Below are 25,632 nucleotides of genomic sequence, written 5' to 3'. Positions count from 1 at the left end.
TTTTCCCCAAAAGAAGTACAGCAGAAGGTATTTGCAGAGCAGTTAATGCTTGCAAAGGATTTGAATTTACCAGTTGTTGTTCATGTTAGAGAGGCATATGAAGATGCATACAGTATACTTGAAATGATTGGTCCGTTTAATGGTGTAATTCATTCCTTTAGTGGTGATAGAGAGTATGCTTTAAAATTTGTTAAATTAGGTTTTTATCTAGGAATTGGTGGGCCGTTAACATACAAGAAAAATCAGCAATTAAGAGATATTGTAAGATTAATTGGAGAGGAAAATATAGTTACTGAAACTGATTGTCCATATCTTCCTCCACAACCTTATAGAGGAAAGAGAAATGAGCCCTCATATGTAAAATATGTAGTAGAAGAAATAAATAAATTGATCGGTGAAGATGTTTCTGAAAAGTTAATAAATAATGCTAAGGAATTATTTGGGGTGAATATATGATTCATGCTTTGAATGGAAAAGTTGAAAGTATAGAAAATGGTAAGGTATATGTAAATGTAAATGATTTAATATATGAAATAATTGTAGGAGATACGGGAGATTTTGAGGAATATATAAATAGGAATGTAAAGATATATACAAAAATGGTTGTAAATGATGATGGAATAAGTTTGTATGGCTTTTTAGAGGTTATTAAACTAAAACTTTTTGAAAAGTTGATTGGTGTGAACAAACTTGGACCAAAAAGTGCTTTAAAGATTATTTCATCAAACAGTGTTGAGTCAGTCGTAAGTGCTATAATCAATGAAGATGTAAAGGCACTCTCGAGCCTACCTGGAATAGGGCCAAAAACTGCAGAGAGAATAGTTTTAGAACTAAAAGATACAATTAAAGAGTTAGATGTAAGTATTAATGAAAAAGATAGGAAAGTCCTAGAAGCTATAGAAGCATTGGTTACTTTGGGATTTAATAGGAATCAGGCTAAAAAGGCTGTAAATAAAGTTGCTGCAAAGGACGATAAGTTAGATGATATTATTAAAAAGGCGTTGAGATTTTTAAGCAGGTGATACTATGAAAGTATCTGCTATTTCAAATCCAATGCTTGGTTATAAGCTTGATCCTGGAGAGCCGGGCCTTTCTCATGGTGCGCCGGCAAGTAGGAGTGTTTTAAGAGTTTTATCTCAAGAATTGAGCAATTATTATGCCTTTGAAAGAAAAGCCCAAAAAGAAGGCGGATATATTATATATGGTGGAATATATCTTGATCTTAGGAAAAGAGGCTCTTTTCTTGCTGCTGTTGCAGGTAAGACAAGAGTTTGGATGTATATTCCTGGAAAAAATGATCAAGACAAGGAAAATTCTGAAAATGAAGGGTTAAAGGTTGATACAAAACATGTTTCTGAAAAAATTAGGCAGCTGCAGTTAAAATTACAAATTGAAGAGGACCCAGTAAAAAGAGAAGAATTGGAGAGGCAGATTTTAATGCTTGAAATAGCAAAAAATGCTTTGCAGTTTGGTATGAGTTTTCCAAAATATTTACTTGGAATATTGTTTGATCAAACTGCATAAATGAAATATGAGAGGTGTGAAAATGAAATTATCCGAAATTATAGAAAAGATAAATGCAGAAGTGGTTTATCTAAGTGAGGATTGCGATATTCTCCATGGTTGTACCGGTGATTTGTTAAGTATGGTAATGAAAAATGCCAAAAGTGATTCTATCTGGATCACAGTGCAAAATCATGTAAATATTATTGCAGTCGCTTCAATGGTTGGAATAAAGGCTATTGTTTTGTGTGAAGGACTAGAGTATTCGCCTGATACAATTGAAAAAGCAAAGGAAGAAGGAATTAGTCTTTTAAAATCAAATGAAAGTTCTTTTGTGGTTTCAGGCAAAATCTATTCACTTGGAATAATATGAAATGCGACTTACATGTTCATTCTTGCCTTTCACCATGTGCCAATATTTCAATGGTACCTGGTGTTTTTAAAAATTCATTCCTTGATGTAATTGCCCTTTGTGATCATAACAGTGGAAAAAATGTAAGAATATTTTCAAATGTGTTAAAAGAATTTGGAAAGGTAGTAATTCCAGGCATCGAGATACAAACAATTGAAGATGTCCATATTTTAGGATATTTCTATGATATAGATTCGCTAGAAAATTTAACCGATATTGTTTATACTCACCTTCCAAAGATTAAATACGATCCTGAAAAATTTGGTTATCAACTTTATGTAAATGAAAAAGACGAGTTTGTTGGTATGGAACTTATCCCCCTTTCTTTTCCTACCGATTTATCCTTAAGTCAAGCCGTTAATTTAATAAATAAGTATAATGGTATTCCCGTATATGCTCATATTTCAAGAAAATTTGGTGTTTTATATCAACTGGGAATTTTTCCAAATGAAGATGTGAAAGTTGTGGAAGTTAACAGTAAAGATGATTTGTTTTTGGCGAGAAAACATGGCTTTGTTGCTCTAAGTTCTTCTGATGCACATTTTATAAATCAAATTGGTGAAAGGTATAGTATAATTGAAGGTGAAAAAAGCGTGAAAAATATTTTAGATAGTATTATTGAAGGCAAGGTGAAAACTATATGGGACTTGTAACTCTTGCTGACCATGTTCAAGATATTACTGAAAATTCAATTAAAGCGGGGGCAAAAAATGTAACTTTGGAGATAAATGAAACAGATGATGAGTTCACATTTATTGTCGCTGATGATGGACCGGGTATAAAGGATGTTGATAAGGTGTTTGATCCTTTCTATACAACAAGATCTAAAGAGATTCGAAGGTTTGGTTTAGGATTGCCATTTTTAAAGCAAGCGGCAGAAATGACAGGAGGAGAGGTAAAAATTGAAACAAAGCTTGGAATAGGGACAAAAGTCTATGCAAATTTTAAAAAATCCCACATTGATTGTCAACCTGTGGGAGACTTAACAATGGTATTTTTAACTCTTTTAATGAACCAAGATGTTAATTTGACAATCAAAAGATGTAGGTATAATGACTGCTATGAAATTAGTAGTGAAGTTGTTAAAAAGTACTTAGGAAGTCTAGATAGTGCAGAAAAAATTAACATTTTAAAGGAAATGATCGAAGAATTAGAAAAACAAGGAGGTTAGGTTATGAAAAAAGCGTTGGTTGTTGTTTTGAGCCTTTTTTTTGTTTTATCATTTTCATTTGTGCTTGAGAAAGTATCTTTTAATGGATTAAGTTCTCTCAGCGAGAAGGATTTAAAATTTGCATATGAAGATTATTTAGGAATGGATGTAAATGATTATGCTATAAATAACATTGTAAGGAATTTAAAATCAACAGGTTATTTTTCAAGTGTTGAATGGGAAAAAGTTGAAAAAGATAATGTTGTTGAATTAGTCATAAATGTTGTTGAAAATAGAAAAATAGAAAATGTTAGTTTAGAAATTAATGGAGTTGGGTTAATTGAAAAAGAGACTCTTGAATCATCAATTACATTGAAGGAGGGTAAGCCTTTTAGTTTTGTAAAGTTTAAAGAGAGTATTGAAAATATAACAAAGCTGTATAAAGACAATGGATATCTTGTTGCTAATGTATTTTCTAAAAATAAGGATCAAGCATTTGTATACGTTAGCGGTACTGTTGGGTCAACAGAAGTAACTTTTAAAGTAACAGAATATGCATTATACGATATAGAATTTTCTGGAAACACAAAAGGTATAGAGGAAGTTTTATCTGATATTAAGAAAGAAACTAAAATAAAAGAATACAAAGATTATCTTGAAAAAAATTGGTTTTTGAGATTATTCGACAGTGAAAAAGATTACTATCCAAAACTTTCAGACATACAAAAAGTTTACCAGCAATTAAGTAAATATGTATATTTTTCTCCATATACGAATTTACAATTTTTAGAGGCGGATACGGAGAAACCTTCTAAAAAATTGAATTTCGTAATTGTTCAAAATACCATTACAAGGGAGCCAGTTTATATACAAAAGGTTGATATTGAAGGTAATACATTAAATGACTTTAGTGATTTAGAAACGTTATCGGGAACCTTTACAAATATCGAGCTTTTAAATATTGTTCAAAAAGTAAAAAGTTGGTACGATTCAAAAGAATATTTTATTGAGATTAATCCAAAACTTGAAAATGGAATTTTTAAAGTTGAAGTTTTGGAGTATAAATTTGGAAGATTAAACATTGACGGTTTAACCAGGACAAAGGAATATACATTTGATGATTTAATAAAAGTTAAGCCAGGTGATTATGCAAATAGAAATAGTCTTAGAGATACATACGTTGAGATCTATAAGGCTCAATTTTTTGAAAACATAGATTTTGACATAACTCCTTCTTCGACCGATACTTTAGATGTAACATTGATTGTTAAAGAAAAAGAAAAAAGGTTTAATTTTATTGGAGGAGGTGCTTGGGGACCTCCTGGAGATGATAGACCTTGGTATGAAGGTTTTGCGGCCCAAATGCAACTAAAAACGACTAATCCTTTTGGACTTGGACAAACAATAGGCTTAAATGTTTCACTTGGATTGGCTAATAAGGTTGTTGGTTTGGAATATTCAATAAGGAAGCCTTTTGGAAAACCTGTAATTTTTGGCAGTACTTTAAATTATAGTTATAAGAGTGATTCATTGGAAGATGCAACGAGTAATAATTTTGGTTTTAATGTTTCTCTTAGCACTTTAAAGATAAACAACAACAGTTTTAGTTTTGGAGGGGGCGTAAATTACAAGAAAACTATTTCTGCAACTCCGACAGAGTATTTTGGTGCAAATGTACTTGTTGGGTACAATTATGAGAATCTTGATGATTTGATTATTCCTACAAAAGGAATTAATTTAAATTTTGTGGGACAAAAATATTTTAAATTAACAGGTGATGCACCAGTTGCTTTAAAACTTCAAGAAGAATTTTCTTTACATATTCCATTTAGCAACATAGTAGTTGCTTCAAGGTTATATGCTTCCCAACTTTTCCAAGAAGAAGGAAGTACAATTTACAATTATTTAAACGGTTTAAATGGTCTTAGAGGTGCAACTTTAGAAGGTAACAAAACATTGTTATTAAATAATGATTTAAGGTATGTTTTAAAAGAAAATACTAATATGCCGTTCTATGTTGCTCTATTTTCAGATTTTGCATATGCAGGAGAAGATTATATCTTTGATAAGTGGAATTATTCATTTGGGGTTGAGCTTGGAATTAATGTCCCAATGTTTGGCCTTTTGAGATTTGGAGAAGCATATTACAATGATAATTGGAACTTTTTCTTCCTAATGGGTAAAACATTTTAAGGGAGGTCTAGCTGTTGAAAATAAGGATTGAAGAAGTTTTGAAAGAAAAAGGAAAAATTTTTGCAATTTCTTCTGAAAGTCCATTTTATGTTGACTATAAAGGTGGACAATTAGGAGATAGAGGAAAAATAGGTAATGCTAGCGTTTTATCAGTAATGTCAAAGAATGGTAAAATCTATCATGAAATTGATAGGGAGGTAGATCTCGGAGAAAATGATGTTGAGATAGATTTAAATCATCAGTTGTTTGTAAGGCAACATCATACAGCACAGCACATTTTGTCGGCTGTATTTGAAGAGCTTGCAGATATAAGTACTGTTGGATTTAGAATGGGATTTGAATATACTACTATTGATTTAAATGTTCCTTACGTTGTGGAAGAATTATTGAATGAAGTTGAAGAAAGAGTAAATAGTATAATTACTGAATGTGTTGATGTTCAAGAAATATTGGTTGAAAAGGAAGAGATTGATAGATTCCCTTTAAGGAAGAAATTAAGTGATAAAGTTGAAGGAATGGTAAGGATAATAAAAATTGGTGAGTATGATTATTCCCCTTGTGGAGGATATCACGTTGAGAACACGGGCCAAATAGGACTTTTGAAAATTTTAAAAACAGAAAAAGTAAAAGGAGAATTAACTAGGGTTTATTTTGTTGCAGGATTTAAGGCGATGGAATATTTTAGAAAGTATTCTAAAATACTTAAAAATATTTCGGTAAGCCTTACAAGTTCAATCTTCGAAGTTGAAGACAAGGTTAAATCCCTTTTGAGAGAAGTGAAAGAAAAATCTTCGAGACTTGAAAATTTGGCGGAAAAGCTATCATTTTACAAAAAAGATGATCTAAAAAAATTAAGAGAAGATGTTTATTTTCTTCAGGAAGAACCAGAAATTTTGAGATATATTCCAAAGTATTTTGATAAAGAAGGACTTCTCGTGTTATATGATGGCAAAAGTTACAGTTTTACATCAAATTCTTCAAAGTATATAGTAAGGGATATAATATATGATCTTAGAGAAAGATTTGGTGGAAAAGGTGGAGGAGGAAAAGAAAAGGGAAGTTATTTACCTAGTGATGGTGTAAATATATATATGATCTTGGAGGCGTTAAAATGAAAAAATTAACTGTTTTATTTGGAGTGGTATTGTTTGGTATACTTCTTTTTTCCAATGCATTAGATTTTATGCCCAAAGAATATGATGTTGTAATGTATATACCAGATATTTCAAAGTTGTATGATGCAGTAAAGCAAACTAATGCAGGAGATATTTTGGCAAATCAAATAGGACTTGAGCAAATGTTTACTGGAGTAATTGAGCAACAATTAATGATGCAAGGATATACTTTAGATGATTTGGATATTTTTAAAGAACTACTTATTGTAGCTGGAAAAGAGAGTACACTTTTAGTTTTAGGTCCATCAAAGAATCCAAATAAAATTAAGGAGCTTTTTGAGAACTTTTCAGGACAAAGCCTTCCAGAAGAGGTAAAGATTATTGATGGATATTTTGTCGTTGGCGAAAATTATGGAGGAGGAACTCTTCCTGAGGAATTGGAAGATTTCTTGAATAAAGGTTATCTTGCTGTTTCATATATTAATACGAATGAGGAAGATTTTAAAGTAAAGGGCTTTGGATATGCCACTTTAAAAGGTAACGAGGTAGAATTCCATCAAGAGATTGTTCCGCAAGATGATAAAACTAAGCAGATTTTTAATGATATTGGATCAAAAAATGGAATTGACATTCTAAAGGATGAAAATATTGGTGGAGATTTATTTGGCTTTATTAATAGAAAATTACCTGATTCATTTTTGAAGAGTCTACCAGTTGATTTACCTGAGGTTTTGGAAGGTTTTAGTGGAACAGCTTATATATGCGGTGATATATCAAGTGTTTTAACAAATGCTTTATCTGGAATGCAAGTTTCTAATGTTCCATTCTACGGTGTGGTTTATTACAATAATCCATCGTGGGATATGATTGAAGGGGAAAAGAGATTTGAAAATATTGGTGGTAAGAAATATGGAATTGTCGAAACAGATGAAGGAACACCTATTTTATACATTAATCTTTCAAATGAAAAGATAACATTCTATGGAGTATCACCTGATGAATATGTGGCTGGTGATAAGGATTTCATAAAAGAAAATTACAGTTCTGATTATGTGGTGGGGTTATTTGTGAATTTAAGACCTATGATATTTAATTTTATAGGAATTGATAGTGAGTCTTATTTCAAATTTTATGGATATTTTAAATATGGGAAACTCATAGAAAAAGCTGTACTAAAATGAAAAATAATTAATTTAGAACAAGCCCCCTCGTAGAGAAAAAGAGGGGGCTTATGTTATAATATATAATTGAAACTTGTAAAAAATTAACGGACGAGGTGATTTAGTTGAAAAATTTCAAAGATATGACTATATCTGATGTTTTAAAAGAAAACAGGTCTTTTGTTGGAGAGTCTATTTCAAGAATAAAGAAGATCGATGAAAAGATAAATGCTTTTATAACGGTAGTTGAAAATGCAAATGGCAAAATACCTATAGCGATAAAGGATAATATTGTAACAAAGGGAATTAGAACAACTTGTGCCTCAAAAATTTTAGAGAATTTTGTGCCCCCATATAATGCAACAGTGGTTGAAAAATTAATCGCAAATGACTTTGCAATAGTCGGAAAAACAAACTTAGATGAATTTGCAATGGGGACTGGAACAGAATATTCTGCATTTTTTGTAACAAAAAATCCTTGGGATCATGAAAGAGTGGCCGGGGGGAGCAGTGGGGGATCTGCGGCAGCTGTCGCCAGTGGACAAGTTGTTGCTGCGCTCGGAAGTGACACAGGAGGATCTATACGACAGCCTGCCGCATTTTGTGGAGTTGTTGGTTTTAAACCAACCTATGGGCTGGTCTCAAGATATGGCCTTGTTGCATTTGCGTCATCCCTTGATCAAATAGGACCTATTACAAAAACAACAAAAGATGCAGCATACCTAATGAATGTAATATATGGAAAAGATGAAAAAGATGCAACAACTGTTGATAGAAAGATAAATTTTGAGGAATATCTTGAAAGTGATTTTTCAAACGTTAAAGTAGCTTATCCAGAAGAGGTTTTTGCAGAAGGAGTTGAAGAAGGGGTAAAAGAAAGATTCGAAGAATTTGTAAAATTTTTGCAAAGAAAGGGAATTAAAGTAGATAAGGTATCTTTTAAAGAACTTTCATATTCAGTTGCAACTTACTATATAATTGCTCCATCAGAAGTAAGTTCTAACCTTTCAAGATTTGATGGAATAAGGTATGGTAAAAGAGATGAACAAGATGGGTTATTGCAAACATATTTGAATAGTAGAAAAAATCTTGGAAAAGAGGTAATCAGAAGGATAATGATTGGGACATTTACATTGAGTGCGGCATATTATGATGCATATTTTGAAAAAGCACAAAAGGTAAGAAGGATCATCTCAAATAAATTGAATGACTTATTGAAGGAATATGATTTTATTATAACTCCTACTTCTCCAATTACTGCATTCAAAATTGGTGAAGTGAAAGATCCACTTGTTTACTATATGATGGATATTTTTACAATTCCTGCAAATTTAGCAGGTATTCCTGCAATTAGTATTCCTTTTGGATTTTCTAATGGACTACCAGTAGGAATGCAGATAATGGGGAAACGATTTGATGATGCAAAGGTTCTCGGATTTGCAAATTATATAGAAAAAGATATTCCAGTTGTTTTACCAGGGGAGGAGAAAATATGAGATTTAAACCTGTAATTGGACTTGAAATACATGTTCAACTTAATACTAAGACAAAGGCATTTTGTTCTTGCCCGGCTGATGTATTTGAACTTGAGCCAAACAGTGCTATTTGTCCTGTATGTACCGGGCAACCAGGGGCCCTTCCAGTTCCTTCAAAGGAAATGTATGAGTATGGAATATTACTTGCAAGTGCATTGAATTGTAGAATAAATGAATATACAAGATTTGATAGGAAGAATTACTTTTATCCAGATCTTCCTAAGGGGTATCAGATAACTCAATATTTTTATCCTCTTGCAAATGATGGCTATTTAGAACTTGATGGCGAAAAGATAAGGATTAATAGAATTCATCTTGAAGAGGATGCTGGAAAGCTTGTTCATTCTTCTGAAATGATTACAGAAGCTGAAAGTTCACTTGTAGATATGAACAGATGTGGTGTTCCTTTGGCTGAAATTGTAACAGAACCAGATATTAAGTCTCCAGAGCAGGCAAGAAAATTTTTAGAGAAGTTGAGACAAATATTGAGATATTTGGGTGTAAGTACCGGTGATATGGAAAAAGGTGCTTTAAGATGTGATGCAAATATTTCTGTTATAGATACTGAAACTAATAGGCAAAGTAACAAAGTGGAAGTTAAAAATATGAATTCTTTTAAATTTGTTGAGAAAGCACTTGAATTTGAATTTGAAAGAATAAAAAATGCAATGCTTGAAGGAAAGGATGTAGAAAAGGAGACAAGAGGTTGGGATTTATCTACAAAAACGACAATTTCAATGAGGAGCAAGGAAGAAGCAAATGATTATAGATATTTCCCTGAGCCGGATATTCCTCCTGTTGTGTTATCATCCGATGAAATAAAGAAAATTGTAGAAAAAATGCCTGAACTTCCAGATCAAAAGAAAGAACGTTTTATGAAAGATTATAACTTGTCAGAATATGAAGCAAATATTTTAACTTCATCTAAGGGCCTTGCAGATTTTTATGAAGAATGTGTTGAAGTTACAAATGATCCAAAAGAAACTTCAAATTGGTTCTTAACAGAGCTTTTAAAGTATGAAAGTGCAGAAAGTAATTTTGAAGAATTAAAAATAAAGCCTATACACTTTAAAGAATTGTTTGATTTAATTTCTTCGGGGAAAATTACAAGAAATATTGCAAAAGAGGTATTTGAAGAAGTATACAAAACGGGGAAATCTCCTAAGGAAGTTGTAAAAGAAAAAAATATTGAAGTTGTTGGCGATGCATCGTTAATAGAAGAAATTCTCAAGAAAATGTTAGAAGAAAATCCTGATAAAGTTGAAGCTTATAGAAATGGTAAAAAAGGCTTACTTGGATTTTTTGTTGGTGGTGTGATGAAACAAACTAAGGGAAAAGCTGATCCAAAAGTTGTAAACGAAATAGCAAAAAAACTTCTAGGGGACTGATATTTATGAAAAAACTAAATGTAATATTATTAATATTGTTTGGTATTTTTGCTTTTTCTGGGAATTTTTTGGTTTTTGATAATACTATAATTATTAATCATTCGCCAATATTTTTAGTCTTGGGTGATGGCTTTGGTGTTGGATATTCGTATGCTACAAATACTACATATTACACAGAACAAAAACTAGGTTTTTTGAAAATAAAAAAGCCGGCCAAAGTAGAGAATATGAATTTTTCCCTTTTTGCCGGTACAAATTTTGGTATCTATTTATCTATAGGTTATGAAAATCTGAATTTTCCAACATCAAGCCAAGGTTTGGAGTTTTTTGTTTCTGACCAATACAGTTTCTTTACATCGAATTCTAATTCCTTTGTTGCTGTTGGTCCGATATCTTTAAGTGCTGAAAAGTTATTTTTAAGAAAAGGAAAAGATTTTGGATATTCGCTTGATAGATATTTTGTTAAGTACAAAGATTTTTCTGGATATATTCTTTTGCTAAATGGAAAGAACTTTTTAGGATATTTGTATTCTTTAGATAATTCTCTACAGCAAGGAATATTAGCGGGGTTGGGAACGGATTTTGGCGGTTTTTATTTGAATATTGGAGCAAGGAAATATTTTTCAGCGGGTGAGTTTAGGGGGTTTGGATACGGATATATTTACTCATCAACTAATGATATATTTAATATAAATTATTTGTTCGGAGTAAAGTTTATAGTTCCTTTGAAAGGGGAATTTTTAGTCTGGGATGGAAAAATTGCTTTCAGATTTAATTGGTAATGTCAACACTCTTTCAGTGTATATACACATACCATTTTGTAAAAAAAAGTGTTACTACTGTGATTTTGTAAGTTATGAAGAAGGAAGTGTAGAAAATTATATTAATGCTCTTTCAAAAGAAATTGAGCTCTATGGTGATTATTTAAAAAGGGGTATTAGAACACTTTATATAGGTGGTGGAACACCAAGTTATATTAATGAACATTATATAGAACAGTTAGTAAAAAAGCTAGAAAAGTATTTGATTCTTGAAGAATTTACTATAGAGGTAAATCCTGACTCTTTTGACAGGCAAAAAGCACAGTTTTACAAAGAAATAGGTGTTAGTAGATTAAGTATAGGGATTCAGTCATTTGATAATGAAGTTTTAAAAAAAGCTGGGCGAAGCCATGATTCAGCCCAAGCGTTGAAAGCTTATAATGTTGCAAGGGAATATTTTGAAAATGTTAATGTAGATTTTATAATAGGTCTTCCTGGAGAAAGCTGGAGTAGTATAGAAGAAATTGTAAAGTTTATTCGAGAAAATCATCCACCACATATTTCTGTATACTTACTAGAAATTCATGAGGGTACAATTCTTTCAAATTTTTACAAGAAAATTCCAGAAGAATCTTATAACAGATATGAGGTGTTACTTGATTTTTTGAAATCTGAAGGGTATGAAAGATATGAAATTTCGAATTTTGCTTTAGATAAAAATTATAGTAAACATAATTTGGTTTACTGGGCAAATCTAGATTATATAGGACTAGGATTATCATCCGGAGGACATATAGGAAATCTTAGATATAATAACGTTTCGGATTTTGAAACTTATTATTCTATGTTAAAACATGACAAATTTCCCAGAAGTTATGAAAATGAGAACACTTTGGAACGTGAAGTATTAGAAAGTATTTTTATGATGCTTAGAACAAAATGGGGAATAGATAGAAAACTGTTACCTATACTCCCAGGATTTGAAAAAGTAATTGAACTATTAAAGAAAAAGTATGATTTTTTTGATGGTCAAAAGTTAAACGAAATGGGTATGGATTTTTCCTCAATTTTCTTTACAAATCTACTTGAAATCTGGGAGGACTTTTATGAGATATAGTATTATGCTTTTAGTTACTGCAATATTTGTGTTATTTATAATTGCATCAGTTGCTTTGTATAGTATAGATTTTGCAAGAGAATATTATTCTACTGGTAGTAATTCAAATTTTTTCTTTAAATATATAGTTTACATAAGTTTAAGTATGATTTTGGCGTTATTAATTATTTTCTTTTTACCTGAGAGGTTTATAGAAGATAAAAAATATGTCTGGTTTTTTTACATAATTGTTTTGGCAATGCTTGTTTTGCCTTTGTATGGTCCATTTTCAAGTTATAAGAATGGTGCAAGACGCTGGATAGAAGTTTCTGGTAATACATTTCAGCCTTCAGAGTTAGCTAAAATATTTGTTATTTACTTTATAGCCCATTATATAAAGGATAATAAAGAAAAACTATCTTCTTTTTGGGATGGTTTGATAAAGCCGCTACTTTTAATTTCTCCAATTTTGTTATTAATATTTGTTGAACCTGATTTAAGCACTACTTTTATAATATTTTTGACAGCGGTTGTAATGCTTTATTTTGGAGGTACACGTTTTTCTCATGTATTATTTTTATTTGTATTGATTGGATTGCTGTTTATATTTGGGGTTCAATTTGGCCTAATCCATAGCTATCAGATAGGAAGAATAAAAAATTATGTTTCAAACGAAATTCCCTGGCAGCTTGAGAAAGCTTATGAGGCGATAGGAAATGGTGGAATCATTGGTTCCGGACCGGCTTTAGGTAAATATTATATACATGTTCCACAGGCAGAGTCTGATTTCATTCTTGCAACAATTGGTGAAAGCTTCGGATATTTGGGAATAATAATTGTAATTTTATCTTATCTTGCGATAGTTACTTCTTTAATAAAAATTTCAGATGAGATTGATAATGAATTTATTAGATACTTTATTTGGGGATTTTCAACACTTATGATGCTTCAAGTTGTAGTAAATACTGGTGTTGTTAGTGGATTGTTTCCAATTACGGGGATTCCTCTTCCTTTTGTAAGCTATGGTGGCAGTTCTATTTTATCTTTTTCGATAGGATTTGGTATAATTTTTAGTGAAATTTTTATTGAACGTGGTCGATAATTATTTTGGGAGGTGATAATTTGAGAGTAAATGGTATAAACAATGTTTACAGTTCAGTCAATACTTTGCAGATTAGCTCAGGCAAAAATGTAGCAGCTAATGTAAAAGCACCTGTAATGACAAAGGATCAGATGGCTCAACTTTTAAGCTTTATGACTTATCAACAAAACAAAATGAATTTAAAATTAGTAAGGATCGCATCACAGTTGTACACAGGAAAAAGTATTGATCAATTAGCATGAAAGCTAGTGGCTCTGAGCCACTAGCTTTTTTTAAAGAATATATTAACAAAGAGGGGGATACACTTGGATATACTAGAAAAAATTGTCAAAAATGTCTCAGTTGTTATTAAAGGAAAAGAAGAGAAGATAAAAATTATTGTTGCGGCGCTTTTTTCAGGTGGACATGTATTACTTGAGGATGTTCCCGGTGTTGGAAAAACAATGCTTGCAAGAGCCCTATCAAAAACGTTTTCTTTGGATTTTAAAAGGGTTCAATTTACACCTGATCTTTTACCATCAGATGTGACGGGTTTGTATATTTTTGATAAAGAAAGTGGGGAGTTTGTTTTTAATAAAGGACCTATATTTACGAATGTTTTGCTGGCAGATGAAATTAATAGGGCAACTCCTAGAACTCAATCGGCATTACTTGAGGCAATGGCAGAAAGTCAAGTAACTGTGGATGGCATAACTCACAAGCTTTATGATGTTTTTTTTACGATAGCAACTCAAAACCCTATTGAATCGGAAGGTACCTTTCCGCTTCCTGAAGCACAACTTGATAGATTCATGGTGAAATTATCATTGGGATATCCAGACGAGGCGGCTGAAAAAGAGATGCTTTATTCTCAGCTCTATGAACATCCTATTGTTGAACTTGGCTCCGTAGTTTCAAAAGAGGAGTTTTTAAATCATCTTTCTAATGTAAAAAATGTTAAGGTTTCTGATGATATAATGAGATATATAGTTGATATAGTTAGTGCTACAAGAAAGCATAAGGATATTATGGTAGGTTCAAGTCCAAGGGGTTCTATATTTTTATTGAATATTTCAAGAGCATATGCATATTTACATGGAAGAGATTTTGTTTTACCTGATGATGTTAAATACCTTGCACCTTATGTATTGAATCACAGGATCATTTTAAGCGTTGAAGCTAGAATAAAGAAAGTTGATAAATACAAGGTGATTGAAGAAATTTTGGAAGAAGTAAAAGTGGTGAAGTAAATGCAGATTGAAAATGTCAGGCTAGTATTTTTGACTGTTATAGTTTTATTTTTGAATTTTTTTAGAATAAATGGTTTTACAATTTTCCTCGATGCTTTTGTTATCATTCAATGGGTTAATTATTCAAGGATTGTAAATATATTTAAGGATATTGATATTGATGTGAAATTGGATAAAGATAGAGTTTTTATAGACGAAGATTTTAATTTAATTATATCTCTTTGTGGAGGGAAAGTACCACTGCATTTGTCTGTTCCAGAGCTTGGAGAGGGGAAAGTGTATTTAAAAGATGTTGCTGTATTAAAACATAGTTTTGCAAAGAGAGGAAAATTTAATATTGAGAAATTTTTTCTAAAGTATGATGCTGCCTTTTTTAATATAATAAAGAAAGTTGAGAAGAAAGATATACAGGTAAAGGTTTTTCCTAATTATGAGGAAGTTTATTTTAGAAAAGAAAAATTACTTGATTTAGTTCCAAATGTTGTTTCGAAAATAAGACTTTTAGAAGATCCAACAAGTATTATAGGAGTAAGAAAGTATGAAAAAGATCCTATAAAGATGATAAATTGGAAGATTTCTGCAAAACTTGGAGATATTTATGTAAAACAAACAGAATATACTTCTCAGGGTAGATTATTTCTGGGGTTATTTTTAAACCTACACTCGCAGATCTTTTCTAAGACTGCATGGAGACCGATATTAAACAAATATGTAGAAGATGCAATACTTGCAGCAAATAGCATTGTAAAAGAAGTTTCCGCTAGAAATATTCCTGTTAAGTTGATAGCTGATACGTCTGAAGGAATAAAAAAGGAATTTTCAAGCGATTGGATAGACTATTATGAAGTTTTATCCACTTCATATGGTTCTTTAGAAGGCTTTAGTTTTGAAGTTTATAACGAAATAGAGAGGGAAATAATTTTTAATGACACTCTTCTTATTATTACAATGTTTCTTAGTGAGAAAGATCTGGAGAAAATTATGCGTATTAGAGAAAGGGTTTCTAGAATAATAATACTTGTTATGCCTTATGGTTTTAGAAGGTATAATACCAAAAAATTTAAGAGTTATTTAGACATTCCGCAAGATATCGAGGCAATAAAGAAAAACTGTGCGATTTTGAGGGAAAATGATATTCATGTGATCGTATATTTGGAAAATATGTTACTTCAGGAGGGAATAGAACTTGTTAATTGATACATTGACAGTTTTTTTAGTTTCTTTTTCATTTTGGAAGATTAACATACTTTTTGTAATACTATTTACGCTACTTTTTTTATCTTTTTATAGATTTAAATGGTTGTATTTTTTTGCGGTTGTTTTGAGTATTATTTGGTTTAAAAATCCTTTCCCTGTCTTTTTAATTTATTTATATGAAAAAGTGAGAGCCAAAGAATATTTTTTGATTGCGTTTTTATCAGTTGCAGCTTTTTTTTATAGTATAAAAGTTGCATTAATTTCTTCGTTAATTGTCTTTCTTTATATTTTTAGAAAAAGATCATATATTTTACTTTTTTTAATTCCGCTCATTTTTATACCAAGCATTTTTTCACCTATAAAAAGTGTTGGAACAGTAGAATATGAGGTTACCCAAAATCCACAAGTAGATATGATACAATCGTCTAAAGTCCAGGAAAATTCAACTGAGCCAGTCAAAAAAGAGGAAGTTAAAAAACAGGTTATTACTGATGTGACAGTTTCTGAGGATTCTAACCTTGAAAAGAGCAAGATTTTTGGTTTGTTTTTTGTTTCCTTGGCTGGTCTAATAATTTTGTATATATTTTTGAGGTTGAAAAAGGATTTTTCTTTTAAAATTTTAGCTATTGGATTTTTAACATTTTTATACGCTTTTTTAATATACTTTGTTTTAGTTCCGTACATAGTAAAAACTGACAATAGTTATTTACTAGCTTTTGGTGCCTCAAATAGTGTGGTAGAAAAGCTTAGGCCTGGCGAGTATGAAAAAAACATGCAAGCAACTAAGACTGAAATTACTATTGAAGAAAAGCCGTTGATTAAACCAATTTATATTTTAAGATTTATTAACATAATATCGGTAATTGTATTTGCAATTTCACTGTACGTGCTTTTTATGTTTTTAAGTGCCACCAAAAAACAAGTAGAAGTCATAAAGGGGAAAGAAAATATTTGGAAGTCAGAAGATACTTTTGAGGATTTAATAGATATAGAGGATGGTAGAGATTTTATAAGGCGGGCTTATGTTTACTTAAGGGCAAAAATCTTTAAAGAATTTTTCTATTTGACTCCTTATGAATTGATGAATATTATAAATGACAAAAATTTGGAATATTTTACGGAAATTTTTGTAAAAAGCCAATATAAACTTGAAGATGTAACTTTTAATTTAGAAGTTGCAAAGCAGAAACTTAAGGAATTAATTGAAAAATACACAGCCCCCTCTCAAGTTTAGAGGGGGGACTGTGTATTGTTATATTATTTCATTGAGCATGTTATTTAGGAATTCAAATGCACCTTGCCAGAATTCTTCTTTTGTTATATCAATCCCTATCTTGTTAAGTAGCTTTTCTGGGCTGTCTTTTCCACCTGATTCAAGTAGTTCAATATATTTTGGAACAAATTTTTTACCCATTTCAAGGTATTTCTGATAAAGTCCTATTACAAGGCAATTGGCATAGTTGTATGCGTAGACATAAAATGGTGTGTGGAAAATGTGTGGAATGGATGACCATTCATATGTATATTCTTCAGGTATTTTAACACTATCTGCAAACATTATTTTTAATTCATTTTCATATAGTTTTGAGAGTTCTTCGAAACTTGCCATTCCATTTTTTTCTATAAGTTCATGAGCTTGTATTTCAAATCTTGCAAACATGTTTTGTCTGAACATTGTAGCAAATGTATCTTCAAGTGTGGAAGCAATAAAGTGTTTCTTTTCTTTTCCCTCAAGTTCATTTTTTATCTTATCAAAAACTAGAAATTCACCAAAAACGGATGCAAGTTCTGCCATAGTAAGAGGTGTATGGTAATTTATGAAACTTTGTTTTTGGGATAGTGTCCCATGGAGTCCATGTCCTAACTCGTGAGCCAATGTCATAACATCGTTAATATTACCATTGAAGTTTAAAAGAACAAAAGGTTTGATTTGAGTCGTATAATATGAACAAAATGCTCCACCAACTTTTCCAGGAACAATTTCAGAGTGGATTCTATTTTCTTTAAAGAAACTTTCAACTATTTTTCCTGCCTTTTCATCAAAACTATAATATGCGTCTAAAACAATTTCTTTTGCTTCATCGAATGTATACTTTTTTTCTGAGCTACTAAATGGTGCATAAATGTCAGCAAGTGTGAGTTCTTCATTCATTTCTTGAGCTTTCCACTTGTAGTATTTGTGGACTATGTTTGTGTTTTCTGTGGTTATCTCAATGAGTTTTTCAACACTTTCGTCTGATACAGCATTTTCTAAGTTTCTCATAGAAATTGGTTTTGGGTAATTTCTTAATCTTGCTTCTGTGTCATAGTCTTTTACTACTATGTTGTAAGTTTCACCTATGGTTATTTCATCGGCTTTGTACCTTTCAAAGAAGAGTTTCATAGCTTTTTTTCTTAAATTTCCATCTGGGGATCTTCTTAAAGCTCTTATTTGACTTCCAGATAACTCTTTTTCTTCACCATCAATTTCAATTTTGAATCTATAAGATGAAGTCAATTTTTCATACAAATTTGAAAGTGCATCTCTTCTTGAAATGCTTGTGGCAGCGAGAATTCTTTCTGCATCTTTTGACAGAATATGCTTTTTCTCAAGTTTTATTTTTTCTATAGCGTATGAGTATTCAGAAATTTCTTTTGAGAGGCTATCTAGCTTTTCTTCCGAAAGTTGTGCAAAAGCAGATTGTAGTGGAGAAAGTATTTCAGAAATTTTTGAGCCATATTGTTCGGAAATTCCATATAGTTGTTGTGCAACTTTATCTGTTGTATTTTCAGAAAATAGAAGACTCGAATATTGTATAGGTTTTAAACCATCTTCCATTAATTGTTCAAATTCTTTGAAATAATTTCTTACCTGTTCAGCTGAAATATTTTCATTGATTAATTTTTCATATTTTTCAACGAAGTTTGTTGCTCTTTTAAAAATATCTTCTAGATCTTTTTTTATTTTTTCAATATCTGGTGTTTCGTAAAAAACTGTTAAATCCCACTTCATGTTAAATTCCTCCTTTGTAGATAATCTTGTTACTTTTATTCTAACATGTTTCAAAAAAAATCGTCAAATTTTCAATAAAAAATGTTAAAATATTATAGTAAATGGTTGTGGGGGGGATTGCTATTAAGAACAAGAAGATTTTATCAATTGTCTCAATTATAGCTGCAGTAGTGTTTTTAATTTTGTCTAAGCGATTTGTCTTTACTACAATCTGGTTTTACGATATAACTTTTTTACTGCTGCTTTATTTTACTAGTTTGATTGATTTGAAACTTAATAGGGCAAGTTTCATGTTTGAGATGCTGGTTATAATTCCTTCTCTACTTTTTATTTCTCCAGAAACAATTGCATTATTAACTCCTATTTTTTACTTGATTTTTCAAAAAGAGCATCGTTTAACAAGGTTATCAATGCGATTGTTAATGTATTCTTTCGGGACCTATTTATTTTACAGTGTACCGCACGATTATTTAAGAATTCCTTTTTTTACCTTGGGAGTAATAATAACTAATTTTATGTACTTGTTTTTTTACTTTTTCAAAGATATTAAATTATACTTAACTGCAATATTTAATAGTTATGTTATGATATCTCTTGGAGCATTATTAGTAGCTAATGTTTATTTATATTCTGAAATAAAATTGTCTAACTTTATATTGTTTTTTTTGACATATTCTTTATATCTAATTCTTATTATTCTGTATGCAGATAGTTTTAATATGAGTATTCTTGAAAAGATTGAAAGGGAAAAACTAAAAAAAGAAAATGATAATTTTTTGTTGTTGCTAGATCTTGCTTTTAAAGAAAAATCTTTGAATTTTGATGGACAGTTAAATAAAATTTTGGAAGTTATTTGTGAGATATCGGGTTTTGAGACAGCTTTGCTTAGTATTATGGATTATGAAAAGAATAGAGTAATAAGAGTAGCTGGCTATGGGCTTGAGGAAGAGGTATTTAACAATCTTAAAAATCAGCAGGTAAGTATTGAAAATGTTCTTCCTTTGTTTTCTAAAAGGTTTGAGGTTGAAGGGGTTTATTTTATTCCGGAGGGTTCAATTTCTTTAGATGCAGAAGGTGTATATGTTTTTGACGATTATTACACAGATTTTAATTATGAAAATTCTTGGAATCCAAAAGATTTATTACTTGTTCCTCTAATTGATGAAAATTCAAGGATAGTTGGATACATTAGTTTTGATAAACCAATATCTGGTAGAAGGCCTGTTTCTAACGAATTAAAATTATTAAAGTTTTTGTCATGGTTTGTAGTTCAATTTTTAAGAAAAACTCCATATGCAAAATATCTAATTTCAAAAAGTGAAGTAAATATGACTACATATCCTGAATTTGTAAGGCTTTGTGATAGTATAATAAGCGAAAATGATGAGGCATCAGTTGCATTTTTAGATATCGATGATTTTGATAAGATTAATATTAAAAAAGGTCCAGAATTTGCAGAACATGTATCAAATTTTATAACTGAGTATTTTAAAGATATTAAAAATGTTTATTTCTACAAATTGAATGGTGAAAATTTTGTGTTTTTCATGCCTAATACGAATAAACTAAGAGCATTAACGGTCTTTGGAAAATTTGGAGAATCATTAAAGGATAAGTTTGAAGATGTTTCAACCAGTATAGGAGTAGCGTATAAAGAACCAGGACAAAATAAATCTTTTTTTGAACTTCTCAGAGAAGCAAAAGAAGCTTTATTGGTTGCAAAAAAATCTGGTGGTGGGAGGACTATGATTAAATGAAACGATTTGCTATTGAATTTGCATACGATGGCACAAAGTTTTTTGGGTATCAAGGTCAACCTAATGTAAGGACAGTTCAGGGTGATTTAGAAGATGCTTTGGAAAGAATTTTTAAAGAGAGAATATATACTCAAGCTGCTGGAAGAACAGATGCGGGTGTTCATGCAAATGGTCAGGTTGCAGCTTTTAATTGTCCAATTGAAAGATTAACCGAAACAGATATAAAAAATGCCTTGAATGCGAATTTGCCTGATGATATTTATGTAAAAAAGGCTTGGGTAGTAGACAAGAGCTTTAATCCAAGATTTGCGGCGACTAAGAGAATTTATCATTATTTTATTAGCACTAATGAAAAGGATGTTTTCATGAGAAATTATGTTTGGAATTTTAGATATGATTTAGATATTGAAGCAATGAGAAAGGCTGCAAGTTTTTTAGAAGGCGAGCATGATTTTTCTTCATTTAAAAAAGGCAAAGATGAAAAAAATCCGGTTAGAACAATTTACAGAATAAGGATTTTGACTTTGAAAAAAGGTTTAATACTAATTAGAGTAGAAGGTAGATCTTTTTTAAGAAGTATGGTAAGAAATATAGTTGGAAGTCTTGTTAGGGTGGGATTAGGTCAATGGAAACCAGAAAAAATTTTGGAAGTCTTAGAGAAACGCTCAAGGCAAGAAGCGGCTGGTACCGCGCCACCACATGGATTGTACTTATACAAAGTCTTATTTTAATGGGGTTAACTATTGAGGCTAGTGGTGTTATCTTTTTCATGGGAGATAAAGTTACAAAAGAGGCAAGCGAAATTATTTCATCATGGATGAAACAACCTGTTTTAACATTATTATATGAAGGTCCAAGAGAATATAAGCTTGAATTAGAAGAGTATTTTCATAGAAAAGGATATCTTATAGGAGATGGTGAAAAAGTTTATATTTTTATATCAAAGGGTGAAAAAATTGCTTGGAGAGTAATTTACAAGGATGTGGATATTGATAATTTTAAAAGTCCTTCTTTAGATTTGACTTTATTGTATCAAACTTTGGAAAATTTATTTGAAGATCAAACTTTACCAGATAAATCTATTGCTTTTGATCCAATTACAAATCAGAGTTATATAGTTGAAAATCAAATATATCCGTTTATTATAAACCATAAAAAAGGAAGTTATAAAGTAGAGATTGAAGGGAAAGTTTATACTTTTTCAGAAGGGTTCCATACAGTTGAAGGACAAGAGCTTTACGTTGGAAAGGATTTGAAAATTGAAAAGGAAGATAATTTACTTGTAGGAGTTTTTGGAGTATTTGGAGATTATTATTATGATGGAAAACAAGTTATCGGTAAATCGTTTAATATAGATTTTCCAGAGATTCCCTTGTATGTTGATAAAGGTATAGTTATTTCGAGAAATTTTTGGTATGAAAATGGTATTTTAAGTCAAAATAAAATCCCAGTATTAGATGTTTTTAATGGTTTTGTTTTGTATTCTGATGGAAGTATAAGTGATATATATCAGCTTTGGCGATATGAATTTGATAGTGTACCTTTTGATTGGTATTATAAAGACGGGCTTGTTTCTTTTGCTTTTTTAAATGGGAATGTTGTACTATTTGATCTAACAAAAAGGAGAAAGTTATTTGAAGGGAAATATAAAAAGGTTCTTGGAGTAGGATTTTTGAAAGATGCTTTGTACATAAGAACAACGGATAAAATTGTGAAACTTGATACAAAAACTGGGCGCATACTTGAAAATTATAATGAAAATAGGGACTTTATTCTGATAAATGACAGTATAAAGTTTGTGGATGGAATAGTCCTAAGACCGAGGTATAAAAATGTTTGGTTTGATGGAATAGATTATTATTTTGAAGATTTCAAGATAAGTGGATTTAGAGAAGTAATTGTTGGAAATAACTATTACTATATAGTATTAGAAAATGGGACATGGAGGATAAGAAAATGAAGAAGGAACGTTTGGACGTTTTACTCGTTGAAAGAGGGTTGATAGAATCAAGAGAAAAAGCCAAGAGGATTATAATGAGTGGTAATGTTTTTGTTAATGAACAATTGGTAGATAAACCGGGAAAGCTTGTTGATGTTGAGTCAAATATAAGGATAAAAGAAACTGAAAAGTATGTTAGTAGGGGTGGCTATAAAATAGAAGGGGCATGGGAATCGTTTAAATTTAAAATTGAAGAAAGAGTAGCTTGTGACATAGGTGCATCCACGGGAGGGTTTACAGATTTTTTATTACAACATGGAGCTAAAAAGGTGTATTGCGTTGATGTTGGATATAATCAACTTCATTGGAAATTAAGAAGTGATGATAGAGTTGTCGTTATGGAAAAGACTAATGCAAGAAATTTAAAACTACCTGAAAAGGTAGATTTGGCGGTTTGTGATGTTTCATTTATTTCTTTGAAAAAAATTTTTCCAACGATAAAGGAAATATTAAAAGAGGATGGTGAAGCAGTAGTTCTTGTAAAGCCTCAATTTGAAGCGGGTAAAGAAAAAGTTGGAAAAGGTGGAATTGTTAGGGACAAAAGTGTACACAAAGAGGTTTTATATGATATTATTGATAGTGCAAAAGAAGTTGGTTTATCACCAATAAATATTGATTTTTCAAAAATAACAGGTACCGATGGTAATATAGAGTATTTTTTGCATTTGTTAAATATAAAGAAAGAAGTGACTCTGAAAATAGATGAAGTAATTGATAGAGCATGGGAGGAGTTGAAATGAGAAAGATAGGAATTTTTCTTCTAATATATTTATCAATATTTTCATTTTCAAACATCTTAAATTTTGTCCCATACGATTTTGATATTTTTATACATTTTAATAATGAAATAGGAAGTATAGAAAAGATAAAAAATGTCCCATTTTTAAATTTCATTGTTTCTGATAACGGACTTGCTTTTGAAAATTATCTCTTAAGTTATTTAGAAAACGTAGATTATGAAAGTGGACTGAAAAAAGAAATCTTTCTAGATTCACTTTCATCGAATATTTTATTTTTGTCAAAAGGTGGGGAAATAAGAATAGATGAAAATGTATCTTTTGATTTGAACTATTACATTGACATCATACGCAACCTTTCAAAAGACTCTGCTTTGATTTTTGAAACGGAAAATGCAACGGATTTAGCATATTATCTTGGAGCATTGTTAGACGAAAAAATAACTTTAAATGGTAATATATTCAATATAGGTGACTCTTTGTTTGTTTCTAAATTTAAAAATTATTTAATTGTTACTGGAAGTAAAAGCGTTTTAGATTATCTAGTATCTACATATATGACAGATGAACTAAAATTTACAAAAAAATATCCTGATATTTTGGAAAAAGTACCTTCAGACTATTGGTTTTTAGGTTATTCAAAATCTAATGCAATTAAAATTACATTTCCGGTTGAGACAATTAAAACTGATATAAAAACCGAATATTTGCTGTTTTATGGTAGAATTGATGAAAGTGTCTTAAAGATCACTGTAAATCAAAAGTCAAATAAGTTTTTTGAAAAAAGTTATGTGATAGACGATTTAATGGAGAATATTCCAGTCTTGGGAAATTATTTTGGTGGAATTAGTGTGGATGACTCTAAAGAAGCTATTGACTTTATTAAACCATGGATATTTACCTTTGAAAGCACTAGTGTCACAAAAATATATGAAATTACAAATACAATATTGAATAATTCAACGTCTACATTTTATGTAGTAGGAGATGTTGATGATGCTACAAATGTTTCTCTAGCGTTTCTTTTTAAATTGTCGGATGGAAGAACTGGTATAAAAAAAATATTGGAAAAATATAGTGCAAAATATGATAAAATAAAAGATGAGTGGTTAATGAATATTGCTGATGATGTAGATATTTACTTCTTTGAGTATGGTGGATTTTTTGTTATAAGTAATTTAGATAAGAGCATTTATGAAAGAAAAGCTAGGGTAAAGAGGTTAATGGATATACCAGCTTATAATTTCCTTGATAGAAAAAAGAATTATGATGTTAAAATATTTCTAGATGTAGGAGATTTAATATATAAGTTTTTGGGTATGGATATTGATTCAAAAGTGATTTTTTGGCAAGAAAAAGATGGATTTTTTGTTAATTATTATTTGGATATAATGTAGGAGGTGACATATATGTCGTATGAAGAATACTTAAGTGTTTTTATTGATGAAGGTCGTGAATACGTTCAACAACTGAACGACGCTCTATTAGACTTAGAAAAAAATCCAGAAGATATGGAATATATAAACGTGGCATTTAGAGCTTTGCATACTTTAAAGGGAATGGCAGGAACAATGGGATTTGAAAATATGGCAAAATTGTGTCATAGAATGGAAAATTACTTGGATGCTGTTAGATCCGGAAAGGTCTCTATTGATTCAGACAAGTTGGACTACCTGTTTAACGGCTTGGATTTAATTGAGAAAATGCTTGAAAAAATAGCATCTGAAGGAAGTGAAGAGATAGATGAAGACGTTTCTGGACTAGTTGAGATTTTTGAAAAACTTGCACAAGGTGAAAATGTTGGAAAGAAAGAATCCAAACCTGCAGGAACTGTTGAAACTTCTCAGACTAATAATGATTCTGAAAAAAGTGAATCTAAGGAAAAAACAGAGAAGGAAGCAGATTACATGTATGAAGAAGATGAAGCTCTTTTACATGTTGTAAATGAAGCAAAGAAAAAAGGGTATGATGTTATTTATACAAAGGTTATTTTAGCTGAAAATGTGCAATTAAAATCAGCAAGAATGTATATGGTGTTTCATGGGATTGAAGAATTAGGTGGAGAAATAATAAAGAGTGTTCCAAGTGTAGAAGATATTGAAAACGAAAAATTTGATAGAGAAGTGGAACTTTACGTTATTGCAAAAGTAGAGCCATTAAAATTGCAAGAGAAACTTTCTGCAATTTCAGAAGTTGAGAAAGTTATAGTAAAGAAAGTAGAAATAAAGCATAAAAGTGAAGTTAAAGAGAAGGAAAAAGAAGAAACGAAAGAAGAAAAACATGAAGAGAAAAAGAAAAATGTTAAA

At 30.6% G+C, this 25,632-nt stretch carries 25 protein-coding genes; 24 read left to right on the top strand and 1 reads right to left on the bottom strand.

What is annotated here, in order from left to right:
- The 18 genes from JG780_RS05615 to JG780_RS05530 form a co-directional block, all read left to right on the top strand.
- Window positions 1-456 (top strand): TatD family hydrolase (locus JG780_RS05615; RefSeq protein WP_287569453.1); only part of this gene is annotated, 456 nt, incomplete at its 5' end.
- On the top strand, window positions 453-1,022 hold the full coding sequence (ruvA, locus tag JG780_RS05610; protein ID WP_004101324.1) for a Holliday junction branch migration protein RuvA: 570 nt from the start codon (window positions 453-455) through the stop codon (window positions 1,020-1,022). The genes JG780_RS05615 and ruvA, both read left to right, overlap by 4 nt.
- A 4-nt stretch (window positions 1,023-1,026) precedes the next feature.
- Window positions 1,027-1,524 (top strand): hypothetical protein, encoded by a 498-nt coding sequence (locus tag JG780_RS05605; protein ID WP_287569452.1) that lies wholly within the window; start codon window positions 1,027-1,029, stop codon window positions 1,522-1,524.
- Between the two features lie 22 nt (window positions 1,525-1,546).
- Window positions 1,547-1,876, top strand: coding sequence for a DRTGG domain-containing protein (locus JG780_RS05600; protein ID WP_012580053.1), 330 nt, complete (start codon window positions 1,547-1,549; stop codon window positions 1,874-1,876).
- Entirely contained in the window at window positions 1,873-2,568 is a 696-nt protein-coding gene (locus JG780_RS05595; protein ID WP_287569451.1) for a PHP-associated domain-containing protein, read from the top strand. The genes JG780_RS05600 and JG780_RS05595 overlap by 4 nt, the downstream gene beginning before the upstream one ends.
- Complete coding sequence (locus JG780_RS05590; protein ID WP_287569450.1) at window positions 2,556-3,086, top strand: ATP-binding protein; 531 nt, start codon at window positions 2,556-2,558, stop codon at window positions 3,084-3,086. The genes JG780_RS05595 and JG780_RS05590 overlap by 13 nt, the downstream gene beginning before the upstream one ends.
- 3 nt (window positions 3,087-3,089) lie before the next feature.
- Complete coding sequence (locus JG780_RS05585) at window positions 3,090-5,258, top strand: BamA/OMP85 family outer membrane protein (RefSeq protein WP_287569449.1); 2,169 nt, start codon at window positions 3,090-3,092, stop codon at window positions 5,256-5,258.
- A gap of 14 nt (window positions 5,259-5,272) precedes the next feature.
- A complete protein-coding gene (locus tag JG780_RS05580; RefSeq protein ID WP_287569448.1) occupies window positions 5,273-6,373 on the top strand; it encodes an alanyl-tRNA editing protein in 1,101 nt (366 codons plus the stop codon).
- Window positions 6,370-7,554: a hypothetical protein gene (locus tag JG780_RS05575; protein WP_287569447.1), complete on the top strand. Its 1,185-nt coding sequence runs from the start codon at window positions 6,370-6,372 to the stop codon at window positions 7,552-7,554. Before JG780_RS05580 ends, JG780_RS05575 begins: the two co-directional genes overlap by 4 nt.
- A 122-nt stretch (window positions 7,555-7,676) precedes the next feature.
- A complete protein-coding gene (gene gatA / locus JG780_RS05570; RefSeq protein ID WP_287569454.1) occupies window positions 7,677-9,029 on the top strand; it encodes an Asp-tRNA(Asn)/Glu-tRNA(Gln) amidotransferase subunit GatA in 1,353 nt (450 codons plus the stop codon).
- A complete protein-coding gene (gatB, locus tag JG780_RS05565) occupies window positions 9,026-10,456 on the top strand; it encodes an Asp-tRNA(Asn)/Glu-tRNA(Gln) amidotransferase subunit GatB (protein WP_004101374.1) in 1,431 nt (476 codons plus the stop codon). The genes gatA and gatB overlap by 4 nt, the downstream gene beginning before the upstream one ends.
- A 5-nt stretch (window positions 10,457-10,461) precedes the next feature.
- Window positions 10,462-11,238, top strand: coding sequence for a hypothetical protein (locus JG780_RS05560; RefSeq protein ID WP_287569446.1), 777 nt, complete (start codon window positions 10,462-10,464; stop codon window positions 11,236-11,238).
- Window positions 11,207-12,334, top strand: a complete 1,128-nt coding sequence (gene hemW, locus JG780_RS05555; RefSeq protein ID WP_004101376.1) for a radical SAM family heme chaperone HemW — start codon at window positions 11,207-11,209, stop codon at window positions 12,332-12,334. Before JG780_RS05560 ends, hemW begins: the two co-directional genes overlap by 32 nt.
- A complete protein-coding gene (locus tag JG780_RS05550; protein ID WP_287569445.1) occupies window positions 12,324-13,415 on the top strand; it encodes an FtsW/RodA/SpoVE family cell cycle protein in 1,092 nt (363 codons plus the stop codon). The genes hemW and JG780_RS05550 overlap by 11 nt, the downstream gene beginning before the upstream one ends.
- A 20-nt stretch (window positions 13,416-13,435) precedes the next feature.
- Entirely contained in the window at window positions 13,436-13,657 is a 222-nt protein-coding gene (locus JG780_RS05545) for a hypothetical protein (protein WP_287569444.1), read from the top strand.
- Window positions 13,658-13,726: 69 nt separating this feature from the next.
- On the top strand, window positions 13,727-14,644 hold the full coding sequence (locus tag JG780_RS05540) for an AAA family ATPase (RefSeq protein ID WP_170128445.1): 918 nt from the start codon (window positions 13,727-13,729) through the stop codon (window positions 14,642-14,644).
- Window positions 14,645-15,841 carry a DUF58 domain-containing protein gene (locus JG780_RS05535; protein WP_012580062.1) on the top strand — a complete coding sequence of 399 codons (1,197 nt, stop codon included), beginning with the start codon at window positions 14,645-14,647 and terminating at the stop codon, window positions 15,839-15,841. It abuts the gene before it with no gap.
- The gene (locus JG780_RS05530) at window positions 15,831-17,075 is read left to right on the top strand and encodes a hypothetical protein (protein WP_287569443.1); all 1,245 of its coding nucleotides are present in this window, start codon (window positions 15,831-15,833) and stop codon (window positions 17,073-17,075) included. The genes JG780_RS05535 and JG780_RS05530 overlap by 11 nt, the downstream gene beginning before the upstream one ends.
- An 18-nt stretch (window positions 17,076-17,093) precedes the next feature.
- Here the strand turns inward: JG780_RS05530 and JG780_RS05525 are convergent, their stop codons facing one another.
- Window positions 17,094-18,833, bottom strand: coding sequence for a M3 family oligoendopeptidase (locus tag JG780_RS05525; protein ID WP_287569442.1), 1,740 nt, complete (start codon window positions 18,831-18,833; stop codon window positions 17,094-17,096).
- A 101-nt stretch (window positions 18,834-18,934) separates the two neighbouring features.
- On the opposite strand from JG780_RS05525, the gene JG780_RS05520 reads away from it, so the two are divergent.
- The 6 genes from JG780_RS05520 to JG780_RS05495 form a co-directional block, all read left to right on the top strand.
- Window positions 18,935-20,590 carry a sensor domain-containing diguanylate cyclase gene (locus JG780_RS05520; RefSeq protein WP_287569441.1) on the top strand — a complete coding sequence of 552 codons (1,656 nt, stop codon included), beginning with the start codon at window positions 18,935-18,937 and terminating at the stop codon, window positions 20,588-20,590.
- Window positions 20,587-21,321 (top strand): tRNA pseudouridine(38-40) synthase TruA, encoded by a 735-nt coding sequence (gene truA / locus JG780_RS05515; protein WP_012580066.1) that lies wholly within the window; start codon window positions 20,587-20,589, stop codon window positions 21,319-21,321. The genes JG780_RS05520 and truA overlap by 4 nt, the downstream gene beginning before the upstream one ends.
- Window positions 21,216-22,550, top strand: coding sequence for a hypothetical protein (locus JG780_RS05510; RefSeq protein WP_287569440.1), 1,335 nt, complete (start codon window positions 21,216-21,218; stop codon window positions 22,548-22,550). Before truA ends, JG780_RS05510 begins: the two co-directional genes overlap by 106 nt.
- Entirely contained in the window at window positions 22,547-23,329 is a 783-nt protein-coding gene (locus tag JG780_RS05505) for a TlyA family RNA methyltransferase (protein ID WP_287569439.1), read from the top strand. Before JG780_RS05510 ends, JG780_RS05505 begins: the two co-directional genes overlap by 4 nt.
- Window positions 23,326-24,723 (top strand): hypothetical protein, encoded by a 1,398-nt coding sequence (locus tag JG780_RS05500; protein ID WP_287569438.1) that lies wholly within the window; start codon window positions 23,326-23,328, stop codon window positions 24,721-24,723. The genes JG780_RS05505 and JG780_RS05500 overlap by 4 nt, the downstream gene beginning before the upstream one ends.
- Window positions 24,724-24,735: 12 nt before the next feature.
- A partial coding sequence (locus tag JG780_RS05495) for an Hpt domain-containing protein (RefSeq protein ID WP_287569437.1) occupies window positions 24,736-25,632 on the top strand: 897 nt, incomplete at its 3' end.

Origin of the sequence: Thermosipho sp. (in: thermotogales) (assembly GCF_020054775.1) — a bacterium.
Taxonomy (GTDB): domain Bacteria; phylum Thermotogota; class Thermotogae; order Thermotogales; family Fervidobacteriaceae; genus Thermosipho; species Thermosipho africanus.
The sequence above is the reverse complement of the archived record's forward strand: the minus strand, read 5'-3'. Positions and strand labels throughout refer to the sequence as shown.

Coding starts and splice junctions, on each gene's coding strand:
- ruvA (WP_004101324.1), top strand. CDS start 453: ATGATTCATGCTTTGAATGGAAAAGTTGAAAGTATAGAAAATGGTAAG.
- JG780_RS05605 (WP_287569452.1), top strand. CDS start 1,027: ATGAAAGTATCTGCTATTTCAAATCCAATGCTTGGTTATAAGCTTGAT.
- JG780_RS05600 (WP_012580053.1), top strand. CDS start 1,547: ATGAAATTATCCGAAATTATAGAAAAGATAAATGCAGAAGTGGTTTAT.
- JG780_RS05595 (WP_287569451.1), top strand. CDS start 1,873: ATGAAATGCGACTTACATGTTCATTCTTGCCTTTCACCATGTGCCAAT.
- JG780_RS05590 (WP_287569450.1), top strand. CDS start 2,556: ATGGGACTTGTAACTCTTGCTGACCATGTTCAAGATATTACTGAAAAT.
- JG780_RS05585 (WP_287569449.1), top strand. CDS start 3,090: ATGAAAAAAGCGTTGGTTGTTGTTTTGAGCCTTTTTTTTGTTTTATCA.
- JG780_RS05575 (WP_287569447.1), top strand. CDS start 6,370: ATGAAAAAATTAACTGTTTTATTTGGAGTGGTATTGTTTGGTATACTT.
- gatA (WP_287569454.1), top strand. CDS start 7,677: ATGACTATATCTGATGTTTTAAAAGAAAACAGGTCTTTTGTTGGAGAG.
- gatB (WP_004101374.1), top strand. CDS start 9,026: ATGAGATTTAAACCTGTAATTGGACTTGAAATACATGTTCAACTTAAT.
- JG780_RS05560 (WP_287569446.1), top strand. CDS start 10,462: ATGAAAAAACTAAATGTAATATTATTAATATTGTTTGGTATTTTTGCT.
- hemW (WP_004101376.1), top strand. CDS start 11,207: ATGGAAAAATTGCTTTCAGATTTAATTGGTAATGTCAACACTCTTTCA.
- JG780_RS05550 (WP_287569445.1), top strand. CDS start 12,324: ATGAGATATAGTATTATGCTTTTAGTTACTGCAATATTTGTGTTATTT.
- JG780_RS05535 (WP_012580062.1), top strand. CDS start 14,645: ATGCAGATTGAAAATGTCAGGCTAGTATTTTTGACTGTTATAGTTTTA.
- JG780_RS05525 (WP_287569442.1), bottom strand. CDS start 18,833: ATGAAGTGGGATTTAACAGTTTTTTACGAAACACCAGATATTGAAAAA.
- JG780_RS05520 (WP_287569441.1), top strand. CDS start 18,935: ATGGTTGTGGGGGGGATTGCTATTAAGAACAAGAAGATTTTATCAATT.
- truA (WP_012580066.1), top strand. CDS start 20,587: ATGAAACGATTTGCTATTGAATTTGCATACGATGGCACAAAGTTTTTT.
- JG780_RS05510 (WP_287569440.1), top strand. CDS start 21,216: ATGGAAACCAGAAAAAATTTTGGAAGTCTTAGAGAAACGCTCAAGGCA.
- JG780_RS05505 (WP_287569439.1), top strand. CDS start 22,547: ATGAAGAAGGAACGTTTGGACGTTTTACTCGTTGAAAGAGGGTTGATA.
- JG780_RS05500 (WP_287569438.1), top strand. CDS start 23,326: ATGAGAAAGATAGGAATTTTTCTTCTAATATATTTATCAATATTTTCA.